Origin of the sequence: Aeromonas sp. FDAARGOS 1411 (genome assembly GCF_019047125.1) — a bacterium.
GTDB lineage: Bacteria > Pseudomonadota > Gammaproteobacteria > Enterobacterales > Aeromonadaceae > Aeromonas > Aeromonas veronii.
Map to the genome: position 1 here is coordinate 4,195,114 of NZ_CP077214.1, position 16,491 is coordinate 4,211,604.

Annotated in this window: 16 protein-coding genes and 1 riboswitch; of the genes, 9 read left to right on the forward strand and 7 right to left on the reverse strand. The window is 58.6% G+C overall.

Annotated elements, in window-relative coordinates:
* Positions 1-458 precede the first annotated feature (458 nt).
* Together I6L41_RS19085 and I6L41_RS19090 are read left to right on the forward strand one after the other, a co-directional pair.
* Complete coding sequence (locus tag I6L41_RS19085; protein ID WP_019446593.1) at positions 459-914, forward strand: hypothetical protein; 456 nt, start codon at positions 459-461, stop codon at positions 912-914.
* A gap of 143 nt (positions 915-1,057) precedes the next feature.
* A complete protein-coding gene (locus tag I6L41_RS19090) occupies positions 1,058-2,209 on the forward strand; it encodes an iron-containing alcohol dehydrogenase (protein ID WP_216960652.1) in 1,152 nt (383 codons plus the stop codon).
* Positions 2,210-2,298: 89 nt separating this feature from the next.
* Here I6L41_RS19090 and I6L41_RS19095 read toward each other — a convergent pair whose 3' ends face one another.
* The 3 genes from I6L41_RS19095 to I6L41_RS19105 form a co-directional block, all read right to left on the reverse strand.
* A complete protein-coding gene (locus I6L41_RS19095) occupies positions 2,299-2,757 on the reverse strand; it encodes a methylglyoxal synthase (protein ID WP_005363178.1) in 459 nt (152 codons plus the stop codon).
* 184 nt (positions 2,758-2,941) lie between these two features.
* Complete coding sequence (bfr, locus tag I6L41_RS19100; RefSeq protein ID WP_005354959.1) at positions 2,942-3,418, reverse strand: bacterioferritin; 477 nt, start codon at positions 3,416-3,418, stop codon at positions 2,942-2,944.
* 144 nt (positions 3,419-3,562) lie between these two features.
* Positions 3,563-3,769 carry a bacterioferritin-associated ferredoxin gene (locus I6L41_RS19105; RefSeq protein WP_005335965.1) on the reverse strand — a complete coding sequence of 69 codons (207 nt, stop codon included), beginning with the start codon at positions 3,767-3,769 and terminating at the stop codon, positions 3,563-3,565.
* Positions 3,770-3,906: 137 nt separating this feature from the next.
* Here I6L41_RS19105 and I6L41_RS19110 point away from each other — a divergent pair, with 137 nt between their 5' ends.
* Positions 3,907-4,218, forward strand: a complete 312-nt coding sequence (locus I6L41_RS19110) for an HlyU family transcriptional regulator (protein WP_005354958.1) — start codon at positions 3,907-3,909, stop codon at positions 4,216-4,218.
* Positions 4,215-6,281, forward strand: a complete 2,067-nt coding sequence (locus I6L41_RS19115) for a tRNA(Met) cytidine acetyltransferase TmcA (RefSeq protein WP_216960654.1) — start codon at positions 4,215-4,217, stop codon at positions 6,279-6,281. The genes I6L41_RS19110 and I6L41_RS19115 overlap by 4 nt, the downstream gene beginning before the upstream one ends.
* Here the strand turns inward: I6L41_RS19115 and I6L41_RS19120 are convergent.
* Complete coding sequence (locus I6L41_RS19120) at positions 6,268-6,987, reverse strand: SDR family NAD(P)-dependent oxidoreductase (RefSeq protein ID WP_216960657.1); 720 nt, start codon at positions 6,985-6,987, stop codon at positions 6,268-6,270. The genes I6L41_RS19115 and I6L41_RS19120 overlap by 14 nt on opposite strands.
* Positions 6,988-7,168: 181 nt before the next feature.
* On the opposite strand from I6L41_RS19120, the gene I6L41_RS19125 reads away from it, so the two are divergent.
* The 3 genes from I6L41_RS19125 (at position 7,169) to I6L41_RS19135 (ending at position 9,473) form a co-directional block, all read left to right on the forward strand.
* A complete protein-coding gene (locus tag I6L41_RS19125) occupies positions 7,169-8,185 on the forward strand; it encodes a chemotaxis protein (protein ID WP_203118340.1) in 1,017 nt (338 codons plus the stop codon).
* 176 nt (positions 8,186-8,361) lie between these two features.
* The gene (locus tag I6L41_RS19130) at positions 8,362-8,841 is read left to right on the forward strand and encodes a hypothetical protein (RefSeq protein WP_005354955.1); all 480 of its coding nucleotides are present in this window, start codon (positions 8,362-8,364) and stop codon (positions 8,839-8,841) included.
* A 17-nt stretch (positions 8,842-8,858) separates the two neighbouring features.
* On the forward strand, positions 8,859-9,473 hold the full coding sequence (locus tag I6L41_RS19135; RefSeq protein WP_203118341.1) for a superoxide dismutase: 615 nt from the start codon (positions 8,859-8,861) through the stop codon (positions 9,471-9,473).
* 84 nt (positions 9,474-9,557) lie between these two features.
* On the opposite strand, the gene I6L41_RS19140 is transcribed toward I6L41_RS19135, so the two are convergent.
* From I6L41_RS19140 to I6L41_RS19150, 3 genes are all read right to left on the reverse strand, one after another.
* A complete protein-coding gene (locus I6L41_RS19140; protein ID WP_216960660.1) occupies positions 9,558-10,505 on the reverse strand; it encodes a vancomycin high temperature exclusion protein in 948 nt (315 codons plus the stop codon).
* 187 nt (positions 10,506-10,692) lie between these two features.
* Positions 10,693-13,452, reverse strand: coding sequence for a collagenase (locus I6L41_RS19145; protein WP_216960663.1), 2,760 nt, complete (start codon positions 13,450-13,452; stop codon positions 10,693-10,695).
* Positions 13,453-13,923: 471 nt separating this feature from the next.
* Positions 13,924-14,241 carry a fimbrial protein gene (locus I6L41_RS19150; RefSeq protein WP_216960666.1) on the reverse strand — a complete coding sequence of 106 codons (318 nt, stop codon included), beginning with the start codon at positions 14,239-14,241 and terminating at the stop codon, positions 13,924-13,926.
* Between the two features lie 91 nt (positions 14,242-14,332).
* Positions 14,333-14,419: riboswitch (cyclic di-GMP riboswitch) on the reverse strand.
* A 984-nt stretch (positions 14,420-15,403) separates the two neighbouring features.
* Here I6L41_RS19150 and I6L41_RS19155 point away from each other — a divergent pair.
* Positions 15,404-15,946: a fimbrial protein gene (locus tag I6L41_RS19155; protein ID WP_005354944.1), complete on the forward strand. Its 543-nt coding sequence runs from the start codon at positions 15,404-15,406 to the stop codon at positions 15,944-15,946.
* 99 nt (positions 15,947-16,045) lie between these two features.
* Positions 16,046-16,435: a hypothetical protein gene (locus I6L41_RS19160; RefSeq protein WP_216964005.1), complete on the forward strand. Its 390-nt coding sequence runs from the start codon at positions 16,046-16,048 to the stop codon at positions 16,433-16,435.
* The last annotated feature ends 56 nt before the right edge of the window (positions 16,436-16,491 follow it).

Consider the following 16,491-nt stretch of genomic DNA (forward strand, 5'->3'; position numbering starts at 1 on the left):
TTGCGGTGAGTGAGAGTCAGACGAGGGGATGAGGTGTGGGGAGGCTGCAACTCCGAACTGGCAGCGGAGTGAGCACGACAGATTGGTCTGCCTGTTATTGGTTTTTCGAACAGATCATCCATGACACGGCTGGCTGGTTGTGATGTGCGCCAAAATTGTATTCCCGAGTGGTTGTTTATTTTGTGATCGAGCTGCGGTTCCTGACTTTTCTCTGGCATCGTGGCGCGTGGACGGCGAAATGTGCCAAAACAGCGAGAGCCGGCAGCAGATGAGTCATGATTCTGACGCCAGCCTTGCGTGTGGGGCGTGGTGAGATCCGCCATAGCGCGGGATCTTGCAACATCTGACAAGTTGGCCTGTAACTTGCTAGTTTAATTGATAATGGTGGGGCCTGACGCCCCATGTGACCGGATCAGCCTGTGCCCATTGCCGCAGATGCGCACTGAATTGGAGCCCCCATGGATATCAAACCCTACAGCCAGCAGCTTGCCCAGAGCGCCTCCAACAACCGCGCCCTCGCTACCCTCAACAGTGCCAGTAGCGGCGGTCAGGGCGGTGGCTGGGAGGAGATGGTCAGCCTCTCCACCCAGCGCATGACCGGTCAGGCCCAGCAGGTGCTGACCTACGAACATCTGGCCAAGAACAACAAGTTGCCACCGGCGCTGGATATGAGCTCCGACAAGGGGGGCGTGGTGCAGCAACTGGTGGACAAGGCGCTCGGTTTCGATCGCAAGAAGTTCAACGAGATCGAAGAGAAGCTCAAGACCATCGCCGATAACAAGAAGCTGACGCCGGAAGAGCGGGCGGAGCAGAGCAAGCCGCTCAACGAACAGCGAGAGGCGATGCTCAAGGAGGCGATGGATCGCCTGACCGGCAAGAAGAGCTCATCCAAAGATGAGGCCAAAACTGCCTGATCCTGCCGCTGTTCTGAGATCTACCCGGTCGGCACCGATGGGCCAGTGTCGACCGCCGATGGGCAAGCTTCTGCCACCTCTTTTGACCTCACCTCCCCACAGGCGCACAATGTCCGCGCATTGAGCCAGTCGAGGAGTCCGCCGTGTACAACTTCCAATATGCCAATCCGACCCGCATCTGTTTCGGCGAGGGGCAGATCGCCAGCCTGCCCGAACTGATCCCGTCCGGCAGCCGGCTGCTAGTGCTCTACGGTGGCGGCAGCATCAATCAAAACGGCGTCTATGAGCAGCTGACCCGGGCGCTGGAAGGGGTGACGTGGCAGGAGTTCTCCGGCATCGGCGCCAACCCCAGATTCGAGCTGTTGATGGAGGCGGTGGCGCAGGTGAAGCGCGAGCGCATCGACTTCCTGCTGGCGGTCGGTGGCGGCTCGGTAGTGGATGGCACCAAGTTTGTCGCGGCGGCCGCCTGCTATGAGGGGGATGATCCCTGGGATATCTGCGGCAAGCAGGCGAGCGTGCACAAGGCGCTGCCGATGGGCTGTGTGCTGACCCTGCCAGCCACCGGCTCCGAGAGCAATCCTACCTCGGTGGTGAGCCGGGGGGATGTGAAGATCTCCTTCAGAAGCCCGCTGGTGCAGCCGCAATTTGCGGTGCTCGATCCGGCGACCACCTACAGTCTGCCGCCGCGCCAGACCGGTAATGGAGTGGTGGATGCCTTCGTCCATATTGCCGAGCAGTACCTCACCTTTCCGGTGGGAGGCGAGGTACAGGATCGGCTGGCGGAAGGCTTGCTGCAGGTGCTGGTGGAGAACGGCCCCAAGGCGCTGGCGGAGCCAACCAACTATCAGGTGCGGGCCAATCTGATGTGGGCGGCCAGTCTGGCGCTCAACGGCCTTATCGGTTGCGGAGTCCCGCAGGATTGGGCCTCTCACGCCATCGGCCATCAGCTGACGGCGCTCTACGGGCTGGATCACGGCCAGAGCTTGGCGGTGGTGCTACCCTCACTGCTGCGTGAGCGGGCGAGCCAGAAGCAGGACAAGCTGGCCCAGTTTGCCGAGCGGGTGTGGCATTCGACCCGCGAGGACAAGGCCCTGCGCATCGAAGAGGCGATCATCCGTACCGAGCAGTTCTTCCAGAAGATGGGATTGGGTACCCGGCTGGCCGACTATGGCCTCAGCGAAAGCTGCATTCCGGCGGTCTGCTCCAACCTCAAACGGGTGGGGCGCACCGCGCTCGGTGAGCAGCAGGATATCGACCCGGATCGGGTGGCACGCATTCTCGCCCGCGCGCTATAAGCCGGCGCCGGTTTGTGTCCCTGGCTGATGCATTTTCCCAATTAAAGAGGGCCGCTTGTTGCGGCCCTCTTGCATGACGGGTTAGCCGATCACTCGGTGCGCGCCTTCAGATAACCGGCGTAATCCGGGATCTGTACGCTGAACGCTTGCCGCATATGGGGGCTGTCCATGATGAAGTCGGCGGTCGCTTCGTTGGTGGCGACCGGGATGTTCCAGACTGCCGCGAGGCGCAGCAGCGCCTTCACGTCCGGATCGTGCGGCACCGCATTGAGGGGATCCCAGAAGAAGATCAGTACGTCGATCTTCCCTTCGGCGATCAGGGCGCCAAGCTGCTGGTCGCCCCCCATGGGGCCGGAGAAGAGGCAGGTGATGGGCAGTTGTGCCTTCTTGCCGAGCATGGTGCCGGTGGTGCCGGTCGCATAGAGATGGTGGAGCTTGAGCTCCTCCTTGCGGCGCATTACCCAGTTCAGCAGAGGGGTCTTCATGTTGTCGTGAGCCACCAGTGCCACCCGTTTGTGGGGCGCCATCTCGCGTGCAATCTGTTCCATGGAAATCGTCCGTAGCATTGTTATTGGAAGAGAGTCGTATCCTAATCGAAAGCCATGCCAGATGCTGTGTTGGGCGTATTAACTGTGATCCTGTCGAAAAGTTTTCGGGTCATGCGACTCAAATATGGCGGTCCAAATAAAGGGACCCGCGCTGGCGGGTCTCTTTGCTTGCTGGCCTGCGGGCTCAGGAGCCGTGGTGCAGTTGCGACTGCTGGTAGTTCTCCAGCCCGATGCGATCGATAAGGTCTAGCTGGGTCTCCAGCCAGTCCACGTGCTCCTCCTCATCCTCCAGAATCTCCTGGAACAGGTCGCGGCTGATGTAGTCCTGCACCGACTCGGCATAGGCGATGGCTACCTTGAGGTCGGGGATGGCATCCATCTCCAGCGAGAGGTCGCAGCGCAGCATTTCTTCCACCGTTTCACCGATACGTAGCTTGCCCAGATCCTGCAAATTGGGCAGCCCTTCGAGAAACAGCACGCGTTTGACCAGCTCGTCGGCGTGTTTCATCTCATCGATGGACTCGTGATACTCCTTGTGCCCGAGCGCCTTGAGGCCCCAGTCATCGTAGATGCGGGCGTGCAGGAAGTATTGGTTGATGGCAATCAGCTCATTGGCCAGCACCTTGTTGAGGTGGGCAATGATCTTGGGATCTCCTTTCATCGACAGTGCTCCTTGGTTCGTGCCTGAGGCTCCGATCGTTAGAGCTTAGTCCAGAAAAGTGACAACAAGAGGTCTGGCGAGCTAGCTCGCCTGAGAAAAGGGGTGACCCTGTTGGCGGGTCGCATCAGAAAAGAGGTGTCCGGATCAGGCCACTTCGTAGTAGAGCACGGGTTGCTCCTGCTCCATCTTGTCGAGCTCGGCGGCAATGATCTCCATGGTCATGCGTACGCACTTGCCGCACTGGGCGCCCACCTCGAGCGACTGCTTGAGCTGGCGGAATTCGCTTTTACCTGACTGCACCGCTTTGCGGATCTGGGTATCTGTGATGCCGCGGCACAAACAGACATACATGGTGGTTACCTCGCGCTGAAATTAAATGAAATCTAAATGAGAATGGTTCGTAGTGCAAATAACCATTGGTAATAAGATCCCCTGCTTGCCACTGTGCAACCCCTTGGGGACAATGCTGGCAACCAGAGGAGATCACCATGCTCAAGAAACTGTTCAGCGCCCTGTTCGGGGGCGAGCCGACCAAGGCGCCGGAAGTCACTCCCACCGAATATGCCGGCTATCTCATCTATCCGGAGCCCATGGCAGAAGGTGGCCAGTATCGGCTGGCGGGCCGCATCACCAAGGAGCTGGACGGCGTGCTGCAAACCCACCGCTTTATCCGCTCCGATCTGTTTGCCAATCCGGCCGATGCCGAGCGCTTCATGGTGCAGAAGGCCCACACCTTTATCGATCAGATGGGGGATCGCATGTTCGAGCCCCGCAAACCGGCTGACAGCCAGGCTTCATGACGCCGCCTGAGATCCACTGCCTGCGCGAGGCGCTGGCCCGCGCCGGCGAGCGGCGCCTGATCTGGCTGGAGGGGGAGGAGCCTGACTGCATTGCCCGCGCCCAATCCCTGCTCGGTGAGACCGTTTTTTGGCTGGGGGCCGGGCCCGAGTGTTATGCCCCGCAACCCGCCGCCAAGGCGTTGCAGCGGCTCGGTCAGGAGTGCGACACGCTGGTGTTCAACGCCTTCAGCGGCTTTCATCCCGACGCCTTCGGGGCGCTGGCGGGCACTCTGCGCGCCGGTGGCTGGCTGTTGCTGCTGACCCCACCCAGAGCAGAGTGGCCCGCATGGCCGGACCTCGACCGGATTCGGCTGGTGGCCCAGCCGGAGGAGGCCAGTCGGGCCGGTCACGGCTTTATCGCCCGGCTGGTGCGGTTGCTGGACGGGGATCCTGCCCTCTCGCTGGATCCGCCGGTTTGCTCGCAGCCGTGGCAACCGCTTGGGCCGGAGCGCAGGCTGAGTTGCGATCAGGCACGGGCACTGCCCGCCATCCACAAGGTGTTGCACGGCCATCGTCGTCGACCGCTGGTGCTGAGCGCCGACCGCGGTCGTGGCAAGAGTGCGCTGCTGGGGCTGGCCGCCGCCGAGCTGCTGCGCCAGCAACCCGGGCTGAACATAGTGGTGACGGCTCCCTCGCAGGCAACGGTCGCCACTCTGTTTGCCCACGCTGCTCGTGGGCTTGATTGCACGCCAGAACAACTGACTGGGCTGAGCTACTGTTCGCCAGATCGGTTGGTGCACGAGGCGATGAATCCCGATCTGCTGCTGGTGGATGAAGCGGCCGCCATTCCGACCCCGCTGCTTGAGGACATGCTGGCCCGTCACAGCCGCATCGTGTTTGCCACCACCGAGCACGGTTACGAGGGGACGGGGCGCGGTTTTCACCTGCGCTTCAAACGGGTGCTCGATAGCCAGACCCCGGAGTGGCAGGAGATCCGCCTCTCTGAACCCATTCGCTGGAGTGAGCGTGATCCGCTGGAGCCGCTGATTTTCCGCCTGCTCGGCCTCAATGCCGAAGTGGCAGCGCCTATGTCGCCGAGCAACTCAAGCTGGCGTCTGGTCAGTCAGGAGGCGCTGGCGAACGACGAGGCGTTGCTCAACCAGCTGTTCGGCCTGTTGGTGCTGGCTCACTACCAGACCACGCCGAGCGATCTCAGATCCCTGCTGGAGAGCCCGGATCTCGACATCCATCTGCTGGAGCAGGATGCGAGCCTGCTGGGTGTGGCGCTGGTGGCGCGTGAAGGGGAGATAGAGCCCGAACTGGCCGAGGCGATCTGGGCCGGTCGCCGCCGTCCGCGCGGCCATCTGCTGCCCCAGTCGCTGCTGGCCCACGCCGGTTTTAAAACGGCGGGGGGGCGCAGCTACGCCCGGGTGATGCGTATCGCCATCCACCCCGAGCTGCATCGGCACGGACTGGGTTCGCTGCTGCTTGGCAAGCTTGAGGAGCACTATCGTCAGATTGGCATCGACTACCTCGGCTCGGCCTTTTCGGCCAGCGCCGACCTGCTCCCCTTCTGGCGCAAGGCAGGACTGACGGTGCTGCGCATCGGCCTGCAACGGGATGCCGCCAGCGGCTGCCACGCAGCCCTGCTGCTCAAAGCGCTGAAACCCGGACATGAGCCCGAGTTGGATCAGTGGCAGCAGCGTTTTGTTCGCCAGCTGCCGACCCTGCTGGCGGGTGAGTTGAAAGGATTGGATCCCGAGCTGGTATGGCAATGTCTGCAAGGCAGCATCGTTACCGCAGCGGAGCTTGGCGAGTTCGAGCGCGATGAGGTTGAGTGCTTTGCCCATCATCACAAGCCGTTTGAACTGAGCCAATGCAGCCTGCAGTTGTGGCTGGCGCGCAATCTGGCTGTGTTGGCTTCACTGACTCCTGACGAGCGTTATCTGCTGATCGCAGCCATCTGGCAATATGCCGACTGGGGAAGACTGGCTGCGAGGTTGCAACTGGCGGGCAAGCCCGCCGTGATCAAGAGTTTGCGGGCGCTGCTGGCGCGTCTCTTGAGTTCCTCTACCACTCGATAGGTTTGCCCTGCCAGTCGAGAAAGCTCAGCTCGCCATCCGGTTGCAGCCGGTTCATCAGGTTAATCAGATGGTCGGCTACCAGCTCGGGACTCTGCACATTTCCCGCCGGTACATTGGTGCGAAACGGGCGGGAGAGTTGGGTATCCACGGTGCCGGGATGGAAGGCCAGCAATTTGACGCTGGGGGCCCGCCGGGCCAGCTCGATGGCGGCACACCTGAGCAGCATGTTGAGGGCGGCCTTGGATGCACGATAGCCATACCAGCCGCCCGCTCGGTTGTCGCCAATGCTGCCGACACGAGCGCTGAGAACGGCCAAAGTGCAAGGCTCGCGGCCAAACAGCGGTAACAGCTGGCTGATCCAGCGCAGCGGCAGTAGGGCGTTGGTCTGGTAGAGGCGGGTCATGGCATCGAGATTGATTGCTTCGAGTCGCTTCTCCGGCTGGATCTCCCCCTGATGCAGGATGCCGTTGCAGATCACCACCCGATGGGGTCGCGGCGCCAATTCCGCGATGCGGGCCACCACTTCTGTCATCTGCTCATCGCTGTAGTCACAACATAGCCAGTGCAGGGCTGGCGAAGAGGTTCCTGCTGGTGCGGGCTGACGGCTGATGGCAATCACGGGCCCGACACCCGCCGCCAACCAGTGTGCGACCAGCGCCGCCCCGATACCGCCAGAAGCGCCAATCACGACGACACCTTCACTCATCTCTGGCTCCTTATCAGCGCATGGATTTGTCCTGATTGGCAGATACGATCCCGCCAGCCTGCGGGATCAAGCGGTTAACGCTGCAATCTTGCCGAGATCCGAGCCGCTGGGTGAATTCCATTCCTATACTGAGGGAAAACCGCAGCGGTCTGCTGCCCGCGCAACCAGAATGAGAGTCACCATGATGTCCAAAGATGGGGAAGAGCGTAAATCTATCCTGACCGAAAGTGGCACCAACGAGCTTGAGATCATCGAGTTTCACCTCAAGAAGCAGCTACCGGACGGCCGTGAAAAAACCGCTTATTACGGAATCAACGTCGCCAAGGTGCGCGAGGTGATCCGGGTGCCGGAGACCACAGATTACCCCAATGCCCAGCGCCATATGGTAGGGGTCTTCTCCCTGCGGGATCGCCTCATTCCGCTGGTGGATCTGGCGGGCTGGCTCGGCATCAAAACCAACCCTGACCACAGCCACAAGGTGGTGATCGTCACCGATTTCAACAAGATGGCCAACGGCTTTCTGATCGACAGTGTCAGCAGGATCCATCGGGTCTCCTGGGAGGATGTGGAGTCCCCCAGCCAGTTTCTGGAAGCGGGGGAGAACGACTGCGTGGTGGCCGTGGTCAGGCGCGATGGCAACCTCATCATGATCCTCGATTTCGAGAAGATCATCGCCGATATCAACCCCGAGCTCAGCATGGAGAAGTACGATGTCACTCAGGACCGCAAGGTGCTCATCGACGATCGCATGATGGCGCTGCGCCAGGGAAAAACCATTCTGGTGGTGGACGACTCGGCCTTTATCCGCAAGATGATCGAGACCACCCTGCGCACCGCTGGCTACAACGTGATCACGGCCAAGGACGGGGGAGAGGGGCTGGAGATGATGACGGATTTCGATCGCCTTGCCCAGGAGGAGAGAATGCCGGTGACCGGCTTCGTCAACGCGGTGATCACTGATGTGGAGATGCCGCGCATGGATGGCATGCACCTGCTCAAGCGGCTGCGGGACACCCCCTCCTACAAGGAGATGCCCATCGTGATGTTCTCCTCCCTGATGAGCGATGACAACCGCCAGAAAGCGCTGCAATTGGGGGCCAACGATACCATCACCAAGCCCGAGATAGGGCGCATGGTGGGGATGATGGACCATATGCTGCTGGGGATCGCCCCGCCTTCGCCAGCCAACAACATCTGACCTGCCGTTAACTTGCCATTGGCCGGTCGAATCCACTGATTGGTTGCCTCAAGCGGCCACTCCTTGCCAAGGGGTGGCCGCGCTGTTTTGGCTGTTTGCTGTGATTCCCGACGCCCCTTGTCTCCCGGATATGATCTATGTAATGATAATTATTATCATTTGTTGGTGTGAAGTATATGACAGCAACCTGGGTGAAGGGGTGGGTCGAGTCGACCGAAGGTGGCAGCAGCATGAGTCACTGGAAACAGCAGACCAGAGAGGGCAACCGGCTGTTTGACTGCGGCGAGTATCATCAGGCGTTGGCCCATTATCAGCAGGCGCTGTGGCTGGCTCGTCAGCAATTGGTGCAGTGGCATGACGCCGATGAGGCGGTGGCGGCGCTGGTTGTGGCTCACCACAATCTGGCGGATCTGCTGGTGGCCATGACTCTGCCCGATCGCGCCGCCGACCTGCTCTGCTATGTGCACGACTGCCTGCTGGCGACCTGTCACTCCCCCGCTTGCTCCTCTCGCCTGCGAGAGGCTGCTTTGCGCCATACCCGCACAACCCGTGCCGAGTTGCTGACGTTCGTACAGCGCCACGGCAGCCACGCCGGGATCATGCGTTCGCTCGGTCACTGCCTGTGTCAGAGCGAGCCCTCATCCCGGCTCCATTAATCCGAACAGAGGTCATCATGAGCCATACCCTGCCAGCCCTGAACTATGCCTACGACGCACTGGAACCCCATATCGATGCACTGACCATGGAGATCCACCACAGCCGTCATCACCAGACCTATATCAACAACCTCAACGCCGCGCTGGAAGGGGTGCCCGAGCTGGCCGCAATGCCGGTAGAGGCTCTGCTGCGCCGCTTCGATACTCTGCCTGCCACCTTGCAGGGGGCGGTCCGCAACCATGGTGGCGGCCATGCCAATCACTCCCTGTTCTGGCTGGTGATGAGCCCGCAGGGGGGCGGTGAGCCGGATGGTGAACTGGCTCTGGCCATCGAGCGGGAATTGGGGGGATTCGATGCCTTCAAGCAGGCTTTCACTCAGGCGGCTCTGAGCCGCTTTGGCAGCGGCTGGGCCTGGCTGGTGGTGGACAAGGCGGGCAGATTGCAGGTGGAGAGCAGTGCCAATCAGGATAGTCCCCTGATGCATGGCCATACCCCGATCCTGGGGCTGGATGTGTGGGAGCACGCCTACTATCTCAAGTACCAGAACAAGCGTCCTGACTATATCGCAGCCTTCTATCAGGTGGTGGATTGGGCCGAAGTGGCCCGCCGCTATCAGGCGGTGCGAGGCTGACTTGGCCGCTGGGAATTGGTTTGCAGTACAGCCGCCACAACCCGCGCTGTAATAACAAGACCCGCCAGTTGGCGGGTCGTCTGTTTATGGTGTGGCAGTGCTGACGCTGGCGGCTGAAGGGGTCATCGGCAATGTGGGCAAGGCCGCGCTGGGCGCCTCTGCGGTGGTTTCTGCCGCGGATTTGGCGGGAGTGACCGGATCAGTCGTTGCCGCTGCGGATAAAGCAGGAGTGACTTGTTCAGTCGTGGCCGAGGCAGACGAAGTTGCTGACTCGGTGGCAACCGCGGCAGAGACTGCCGCTGGCTTGGCCTCATCCACCGCCGGTTTGGGCTGTTTGAGGCAGGGTTGCAGGCTGCCGATGGTGCTCAGTGACTGGCAAGGCACAGGCAGACCGATGGGCACAGGAGCGCCGAGGAACTTGGGCCCCTTGTCCAGTACATAGAGGTCGAGCAGCCCCATCAGGCGGGCAAAGACTTCCCGCACCCGGGTGCGGATCCCCTGATAGGCGCTGGGATCCTCGGCATTGAAGCCGACCGCATCGATACCGAAATGGCGGGCGATGAAAATGGCCCGCTCGTTATGAAAGCCCTGGGAGACCACGGTAAAGCGATCCTGGCCGAACACCTCTTTGGCGCGAACAACTGAGTCGAGGGTGCGGAATCCGGCGAAATCCATATAGATGGCGGAGGCGGGGATGCCCGCCTTGATCAGGGCGCGGCGCATCTGGCGTGGCTCGTTGTACTGCACGGTGGCGTTGTCACCGGAGACGATGATGAAGTCCACCTTGGCATTGTTGTAGAGCTCGGCCGCCGCCTTGATGCGGTATTTGAAGTAGTGGTTGGGGCCGCCACCGGAGAGATATTTGGAGGTACCCAGCACCACCGCAACCCGGTTGTAGGGCACCTTGTCCACCTGATCGTAGGTGTAGTGACGGGCATCCGAGACGATCCACTCGCTGTAGCCCAGCAGCATGGCAATCAGGGCCAGCAGCAAAACGAGGCAGGCGAGGAGGATCTTGGAAAACTTCTTCATGCGCGGTGCGGTCAGGGTCTGAAGTTGGGAGTGGCTATCGGCATTCTATTACAACTCGGCCGCTGGCGTCAGGCTTGATAACGGGCGGGCACCTCATTCGGGCAGAGGTTGTCGCAGCAGAGGCCGGGAGAGCGGGAGGATAAAGAGAGGGGCTGCGGTGGCAGCCCCTCTGTTAGGTGAAGGTCTATCAGTGGGCGGAGTCGTTACCCTTGCAGGCGTCTGACTCCTTGTTGGCTTGCCACCAGGGCAGCAGATCCCGGGCGAGCCACGCCTGATAGGCGTCGCTGTCGTTGGCGATCAGCCGGTCCAGCTCCCCTTCGAAGTTGCTCATCGCCTGCTGGCGATCCGGATTACGCAGCGCCTGTGCCAGCGCCAGCCAGCTGGCGCCGCGACCGGTATCGTTGAGGAAACGGTGCACGGTATAGGACCAGGAGTAGACCATCTCGCCACCCTGGTCGTAGTCAAGGTGGAGGATCGCCGCCAGTGTCGGACGCTGGTTGGCGGGGCGGTTTGCCACGTTATCCAGACCCCGGGCAAAGCACTGGCCGTGGGCGATGTACTCTGCAATCCCCTCTGCCCACCAGGTAGTGCGGTTGAGCGGATAGTGGCCGAAGCTGCCGTACTGGTTGAAGCGGCCATCCAGATAGTGAACGTACTCGTGGCGCAGGTTCCACACCTGGAAGGCAGGGCGTTTCCACTCCGCCTCATAGGCGAAGAAGCGGGCCTGATTGTCGGGGCGAGCCGGATCCCCCTCGATATAGATGCCGCCATTGTCGGTGGATACGCCAAACAGCGCGCTGCCGTAGCGGCCCCAGTCGGCGGAGGAGTTGAAGATCACCAGCTCCAGCGCTTCGTTGTGATCATCGGCCACCGGTTGCCAGCCTGTCTCCATCTGCTGGTGGAAGCGCTGCTCTTCATCACCCAGCTCGCGGCAGATCCCTTCGGCCTGAGCCAAGGTCAGATCCTGGGCGCGCAGACGCAGGGTGGGTGAGCAGGTGTGCTCGAACGGCAGAATATCTTCCATGCGGATCGGGGTACAAAGCCCGGCGAACTCGCCGCTGACACAGGCTTCGCTGGTGCGATCCGTGTAGGTGAAGTAGTAGCTGGAGAGGGTCAGGGAGACCTCTTCCAGCATGGAGGCCGGATGCTGGCCGCCCGGGACCAGTCCCTGCTGGCGCATGATGGCGATGACATCGCGATCCAGCTGTTGGCGATAGGCGATCGCCTTATCCGGGCTGGTGTGATGGAGGTAGCGCATCATCTGGTAGAGGCGGCTGTGGGCATCGAGGATGTTGTTGAAGATAAACAGATCCCGTGAGCCATCGCGCTGTTTCCAGAGGGCCAGCTCGCTCAGGCCCAGTTGCAGCAGGCTCTGGCGCAATGCCGCTTCTTGTTGCAGCACAGCTGCGCTGAAGTCAGCCTGCTGACCGTAAGAGGCGCTCTGATCGACCAGATTGAGCAGCTCGAACAGGCCATCGGCCCAGGGTTTGTGGCCATTGATCTGCGCCGCATGTTGCACCGCATAGCCGAGCGCCTGGTTGAGCTGGACCAGCATGGGGGCGGCACTCTGGCGGAAGGCGGCTTGGCCAAGTTGTCCCTGCGCCGCTACGCTCCAGGCTTCCAGCACTGTGCCAGCCTGATCCTGTGGTTCAGCTCCCAGCAGCAGGGGATGGTTAAGCAGATCAATCATCACCCCGGCCAGTGCCCGGGCAGCCTGATCACTCTCTTTACCAACGCCGCCGTGGTAGTTGTGGGCGCGCACATAGTAGAGCAGCTTGTCCATTGCCGGATGGGTTGGCTGGTTGGCCGCCAGCAGAGCACGCATGCCGCGCACCACCGCCATCAGCTTGGCGTCATCGTGGCCGTAATCCGCCTGCCAGGCAGGGCTGTTCTGGCCGCTCACGTCGGCCACCAGTTTGGCGGCATCGCTGTCGAGCAGATCCACATCGGGCTGCTCTGGCTCGGAGCAGAGACGACCGTTGGCGCGGCGACACTCCAGCTGCTCCTCCTTGCTGGCCAGCACGATGGGGCGATTGAGCACCCGACTCTCCTGCCACTCTTTGCTCTCTGGCAGGGGTTGCCACTCGCCGCCGGCGACCGGGTATTGGTAGCCGCTATCTTGCAACGTTACCTGAACCTCGCTGCCAGCGGGGATCACCTGACGACAGATGCGATAGCGGATGGTGTTGCTCCCCTCCTTGCGCTCCTGCGGCTCATCACACTCCTGCCGAGGCGTGAGCTGATCCAGCTGCCACTGATAGCGGCGCCAGACGTGGATCTCGCTGACCTGAGCGGCAGCCTGAGTGCCTGCCACCGGTTGCAGACGGAAGAAGATCTGCTCCAACCGGCCATCCCGCTCGCTCGGGGTCTCTTCAAGTACCTGCAACTGCTGCCAATCCTGCGGCTGATAGTGCCACTCTGACTCGGTGCAGCGGCCCTGCGCGTTGAGTTTGCAGCGATCCAGCTCCCTTTCGCTCTGACCCAGGATGATGGCTTGTGGCAGCGGCAGACGATCCTGCCGCTGGGCGGTCGGCGTGCCCGCCAGCTGCTCCCAGCGACCCTGCTTGAGGCCATAACCAAAGTCATAACTGCTGGCCGGGATCAGCTTGCCCGCAGGAATCCGATCTTCACAGCGCACGAAGCGGATCTGCCAGCCCGCATCTACCTTGAGCTGCGGCTCGCCACACTGCTGCTCGGCCAGTGCGGCGAGATCGCTGCTCTGCCAGTCGAAGCGACGGTAGACCCTAAGCTGCTGGTAAGGAGCATTGCTGCTGCGCGCCTTGAGCTCGTAGGTGATTTCGGTGATGCGAGCGGCCAGTTGCCGGCTCGATTCGCCAGTCAGCTGATACTGTCGCCAGTCATTGGGGGAGTAGTTGGCTTGCGCCGAGGATGTAGCCAAAAGCAGGGGGCCTGCCAGCAGCAGCCACCCGGTACCTGAACGGTTCATTTTTATCCCTTTGTTGTTGTTTGTGTATTGTCTTGCAAGTAATCGCAAGGTAATTTACAGGGACTCAAAGGGATATCAATGATTTTTTTAAATGACATATAAATCAATGGTATAGCGCTGATTTATATGCTTGCTGTTTTTGAACTCCTGCTGCCGTAGTGAGGGCTCATATGCGACTTTATTGAAGAAGTTGTTAGTTGTGTAAAGTGAGAGTCAGATCTCCTTTAATCAACACGAGACATGCAGCAAATGGCCAGGAAAAGCGAGATGTTCCTATGGCTTAAGCCACATTATCTGGGCGCATGATGACTTGTGACTCAATCAGCAAAACCAGCTATTTGTTCGTGAGGAGGCGGGATGAAAAGATATTGGCCGCCTGTATGGGTAGCACAGGCGACCTGATAAGAGTTGCTTTCAACACCACCTGCTCATCTGTTTCGCGCCAATTTCAGCGTCACTACAGATGAGTCATCAGAGATAGCTGACAGTCACGATCGCCATGTTGCTGGCATTGGTCACTTTGTAGCTGATAGTGCTGCTAATTGAGCTGATTTGACCGGCTTGCTGCAAGTGAGCCAAAGGCATGGTTTGCTTGTTCATGCCTGAATAGCAGGTCACGCTGCTGTCAGAAAAATCACATGGAGTTTCATAGATAGTGCCAGTAAACGTCACTGAGCCATCAGCCGCAGAAGCTGTGGATGGCAACAAGGCGGTACCAAGCAGCAAGGAGGTGCATACAGAGAAAACTGTCTTGCGAACTAAACGGGAGGCGGTGTGTTGAGCTTTCATATCTATGTCCTTTTCGTCACAGGTGTTGTACGAAAAGGGCAACGCAATCAAAGAGTAATGCCATAAATCGACAATAACATCACTCTTCTCAGATGGCAGCTCCGCTGTCTTAGGTATCAAAACCCTTAGACCGGTGGCTTTGCGTCCCGACCTTTCGATCGGTTTGCCCTTTACTCTATGTCTAGATGATAACACTCCACTTTGAGAAATCAATCGGCTTAAAAATCATGAGAGATGGCTCACAGTTAGTCTGCATAATTAATAACGTATATTTATTTTTTTATCTCAAACCTTGCCTGTGAATATTGCGGGCAAGCCTCTATATTAGCGCGTCATATCTATGATTAATATGTAATGTAGTAGATGTATATTTATGTGTGGACTGCCAATAATTTGATTGCCTGATTGCCTGATTGCCTGATTGCCTGATTGCCTGATTGCCTGATTGCCTGATTGCCTGATTGCCTGATTGCCTGATTGCCTGATTGCCTGATTGCCTGATTGCCTGATTGCCTGATTGCCTGATTGCCTGATTGCCTGATTGCCTGATTGCCTGATTGCCTGATTGCCTGATTGCCTGATTGCCTGATTGCCTGATTGCCTGATTGCCTCTTTAGGGGGCGGTTTATGAAGTGGTTGATAACTATTACTGAAACTGCAGAGGTTATTTTTGTTGTGTTTTTGTTATGTTGCTGATGATAATTTTAAATTCACAGCCTGACCATATTGAAATAGATGTGTTTTATATGATGTTTATTTGTTTGATGATATCTGCAAGTGTTGTGGGTGTTTTGTAAGCTCATGTTTTTTAAGTGTTTATAAAAAAATTTATATAAATCAAAATGTATTTGATGTGCATCAAACGAGTCGTTAATTTGTTCGTCAAGCAAAAGCGGAATGCGGTTTTCTGCACAGACGACAAGGATGTATGTAGTTGTGCAGTTGAGGTGTAGCGGGAACTACCCCTGATGCGGTGTGCTGCTTTTGCTTATTTAAATAAACCTGAAGAGGCACAGTTTATTATTGGCATGACTTCTCATCGGCTTAATGAGAGACGAGCGCCAACAGTTGCTGTGCAGTATATCGCGGCATCACTTAATATCGTGACTCCAGCATGATTGGAGTGATGCAGTACAACACACGTTAATGTAGGTATAAACGAATGAAAGCTAATAAAATTCTGGTTGCTATGGGTGTTGGTTCCATGCTGCTGTGTGGCTCCGCTTTTGCTGCTGGTGGTGCCGGTTCCGGTAAAGTCACTTTTAACGGTGAAATCATCAACGCCCCTTGCTCTGTAGCCCCTGAGTCTGTTGACCAGGTAGTTGAAATGGGCCAGATCAGCACCAAAGAGCTGGCCAACGGTGGTGAGTCCAGCTCCAAGCCGTTCAGCATCAAGCTGCTGAACTGTGAAATCTCTGACAAGGAAGATGCCGTCAAGGTGACCTTCAGTGGTGCCAAAGACCCGGTAGACTCCAGCCTGCTGGTGATCGGTGGTGGTGACGCCGCGGGTGCCGGTATCAAGATGACTGCTCCGGGCGGTGCTCCGATCGTACTGGGTACCCCGACTGCCGCCTTCGGCCTGGTCAACGGTGACAACGAGTTGCCCTTTAGCGCCGTGCTGAAAGGCTATGCAAGCCAAGACACCAACCCGCTGAAAGCCGGTGCTTTCACTGCAGTGACCAACTTTACTCTCTCCTACGAGTAATAGAGTGCCTTAACGTGTGACAAGGGTTGTGGTGGTGCGAGCCACCACAACTTCACACATTCTGTTTCCTCACATCGAACCCTAATCATGAAAACTTCAATGATGGCGGCCATGGTGCTGCAGCTGGTGATGATGGCGGGATCAGTCCACGCCAACGAACTAACGGATGGACTAGCCGAATCGGGCTGTACGCTGGAGGTGCTGCGCAGCATTCCACTGCAGGCTCAGCAACCGGGCACGTTGAAAATCAGCGGTTGTCAGGTTGACGGAGCGACGGTGGCATCACTGCCTTTTATTTCCATGTCCGTGCGTGGTGCCATGAGCGATGAGCTGGGCATTCTCAATAACGGTCAATATCACAAGGTATCCGGTGAGCTCTTTATTGTCTCGGATATCGTCAACAGTGATCTGGAATTCAATTTGGGGCTCATCAGCAGTCAGCTGTTTTTTCCGGACAGTACGACGCTGTTAGAACTCAATTATATGTAAGCAAACCAATTGCTTAGTGTAGATACCTCATTACGTGAGACCTTTATGCAATTCCT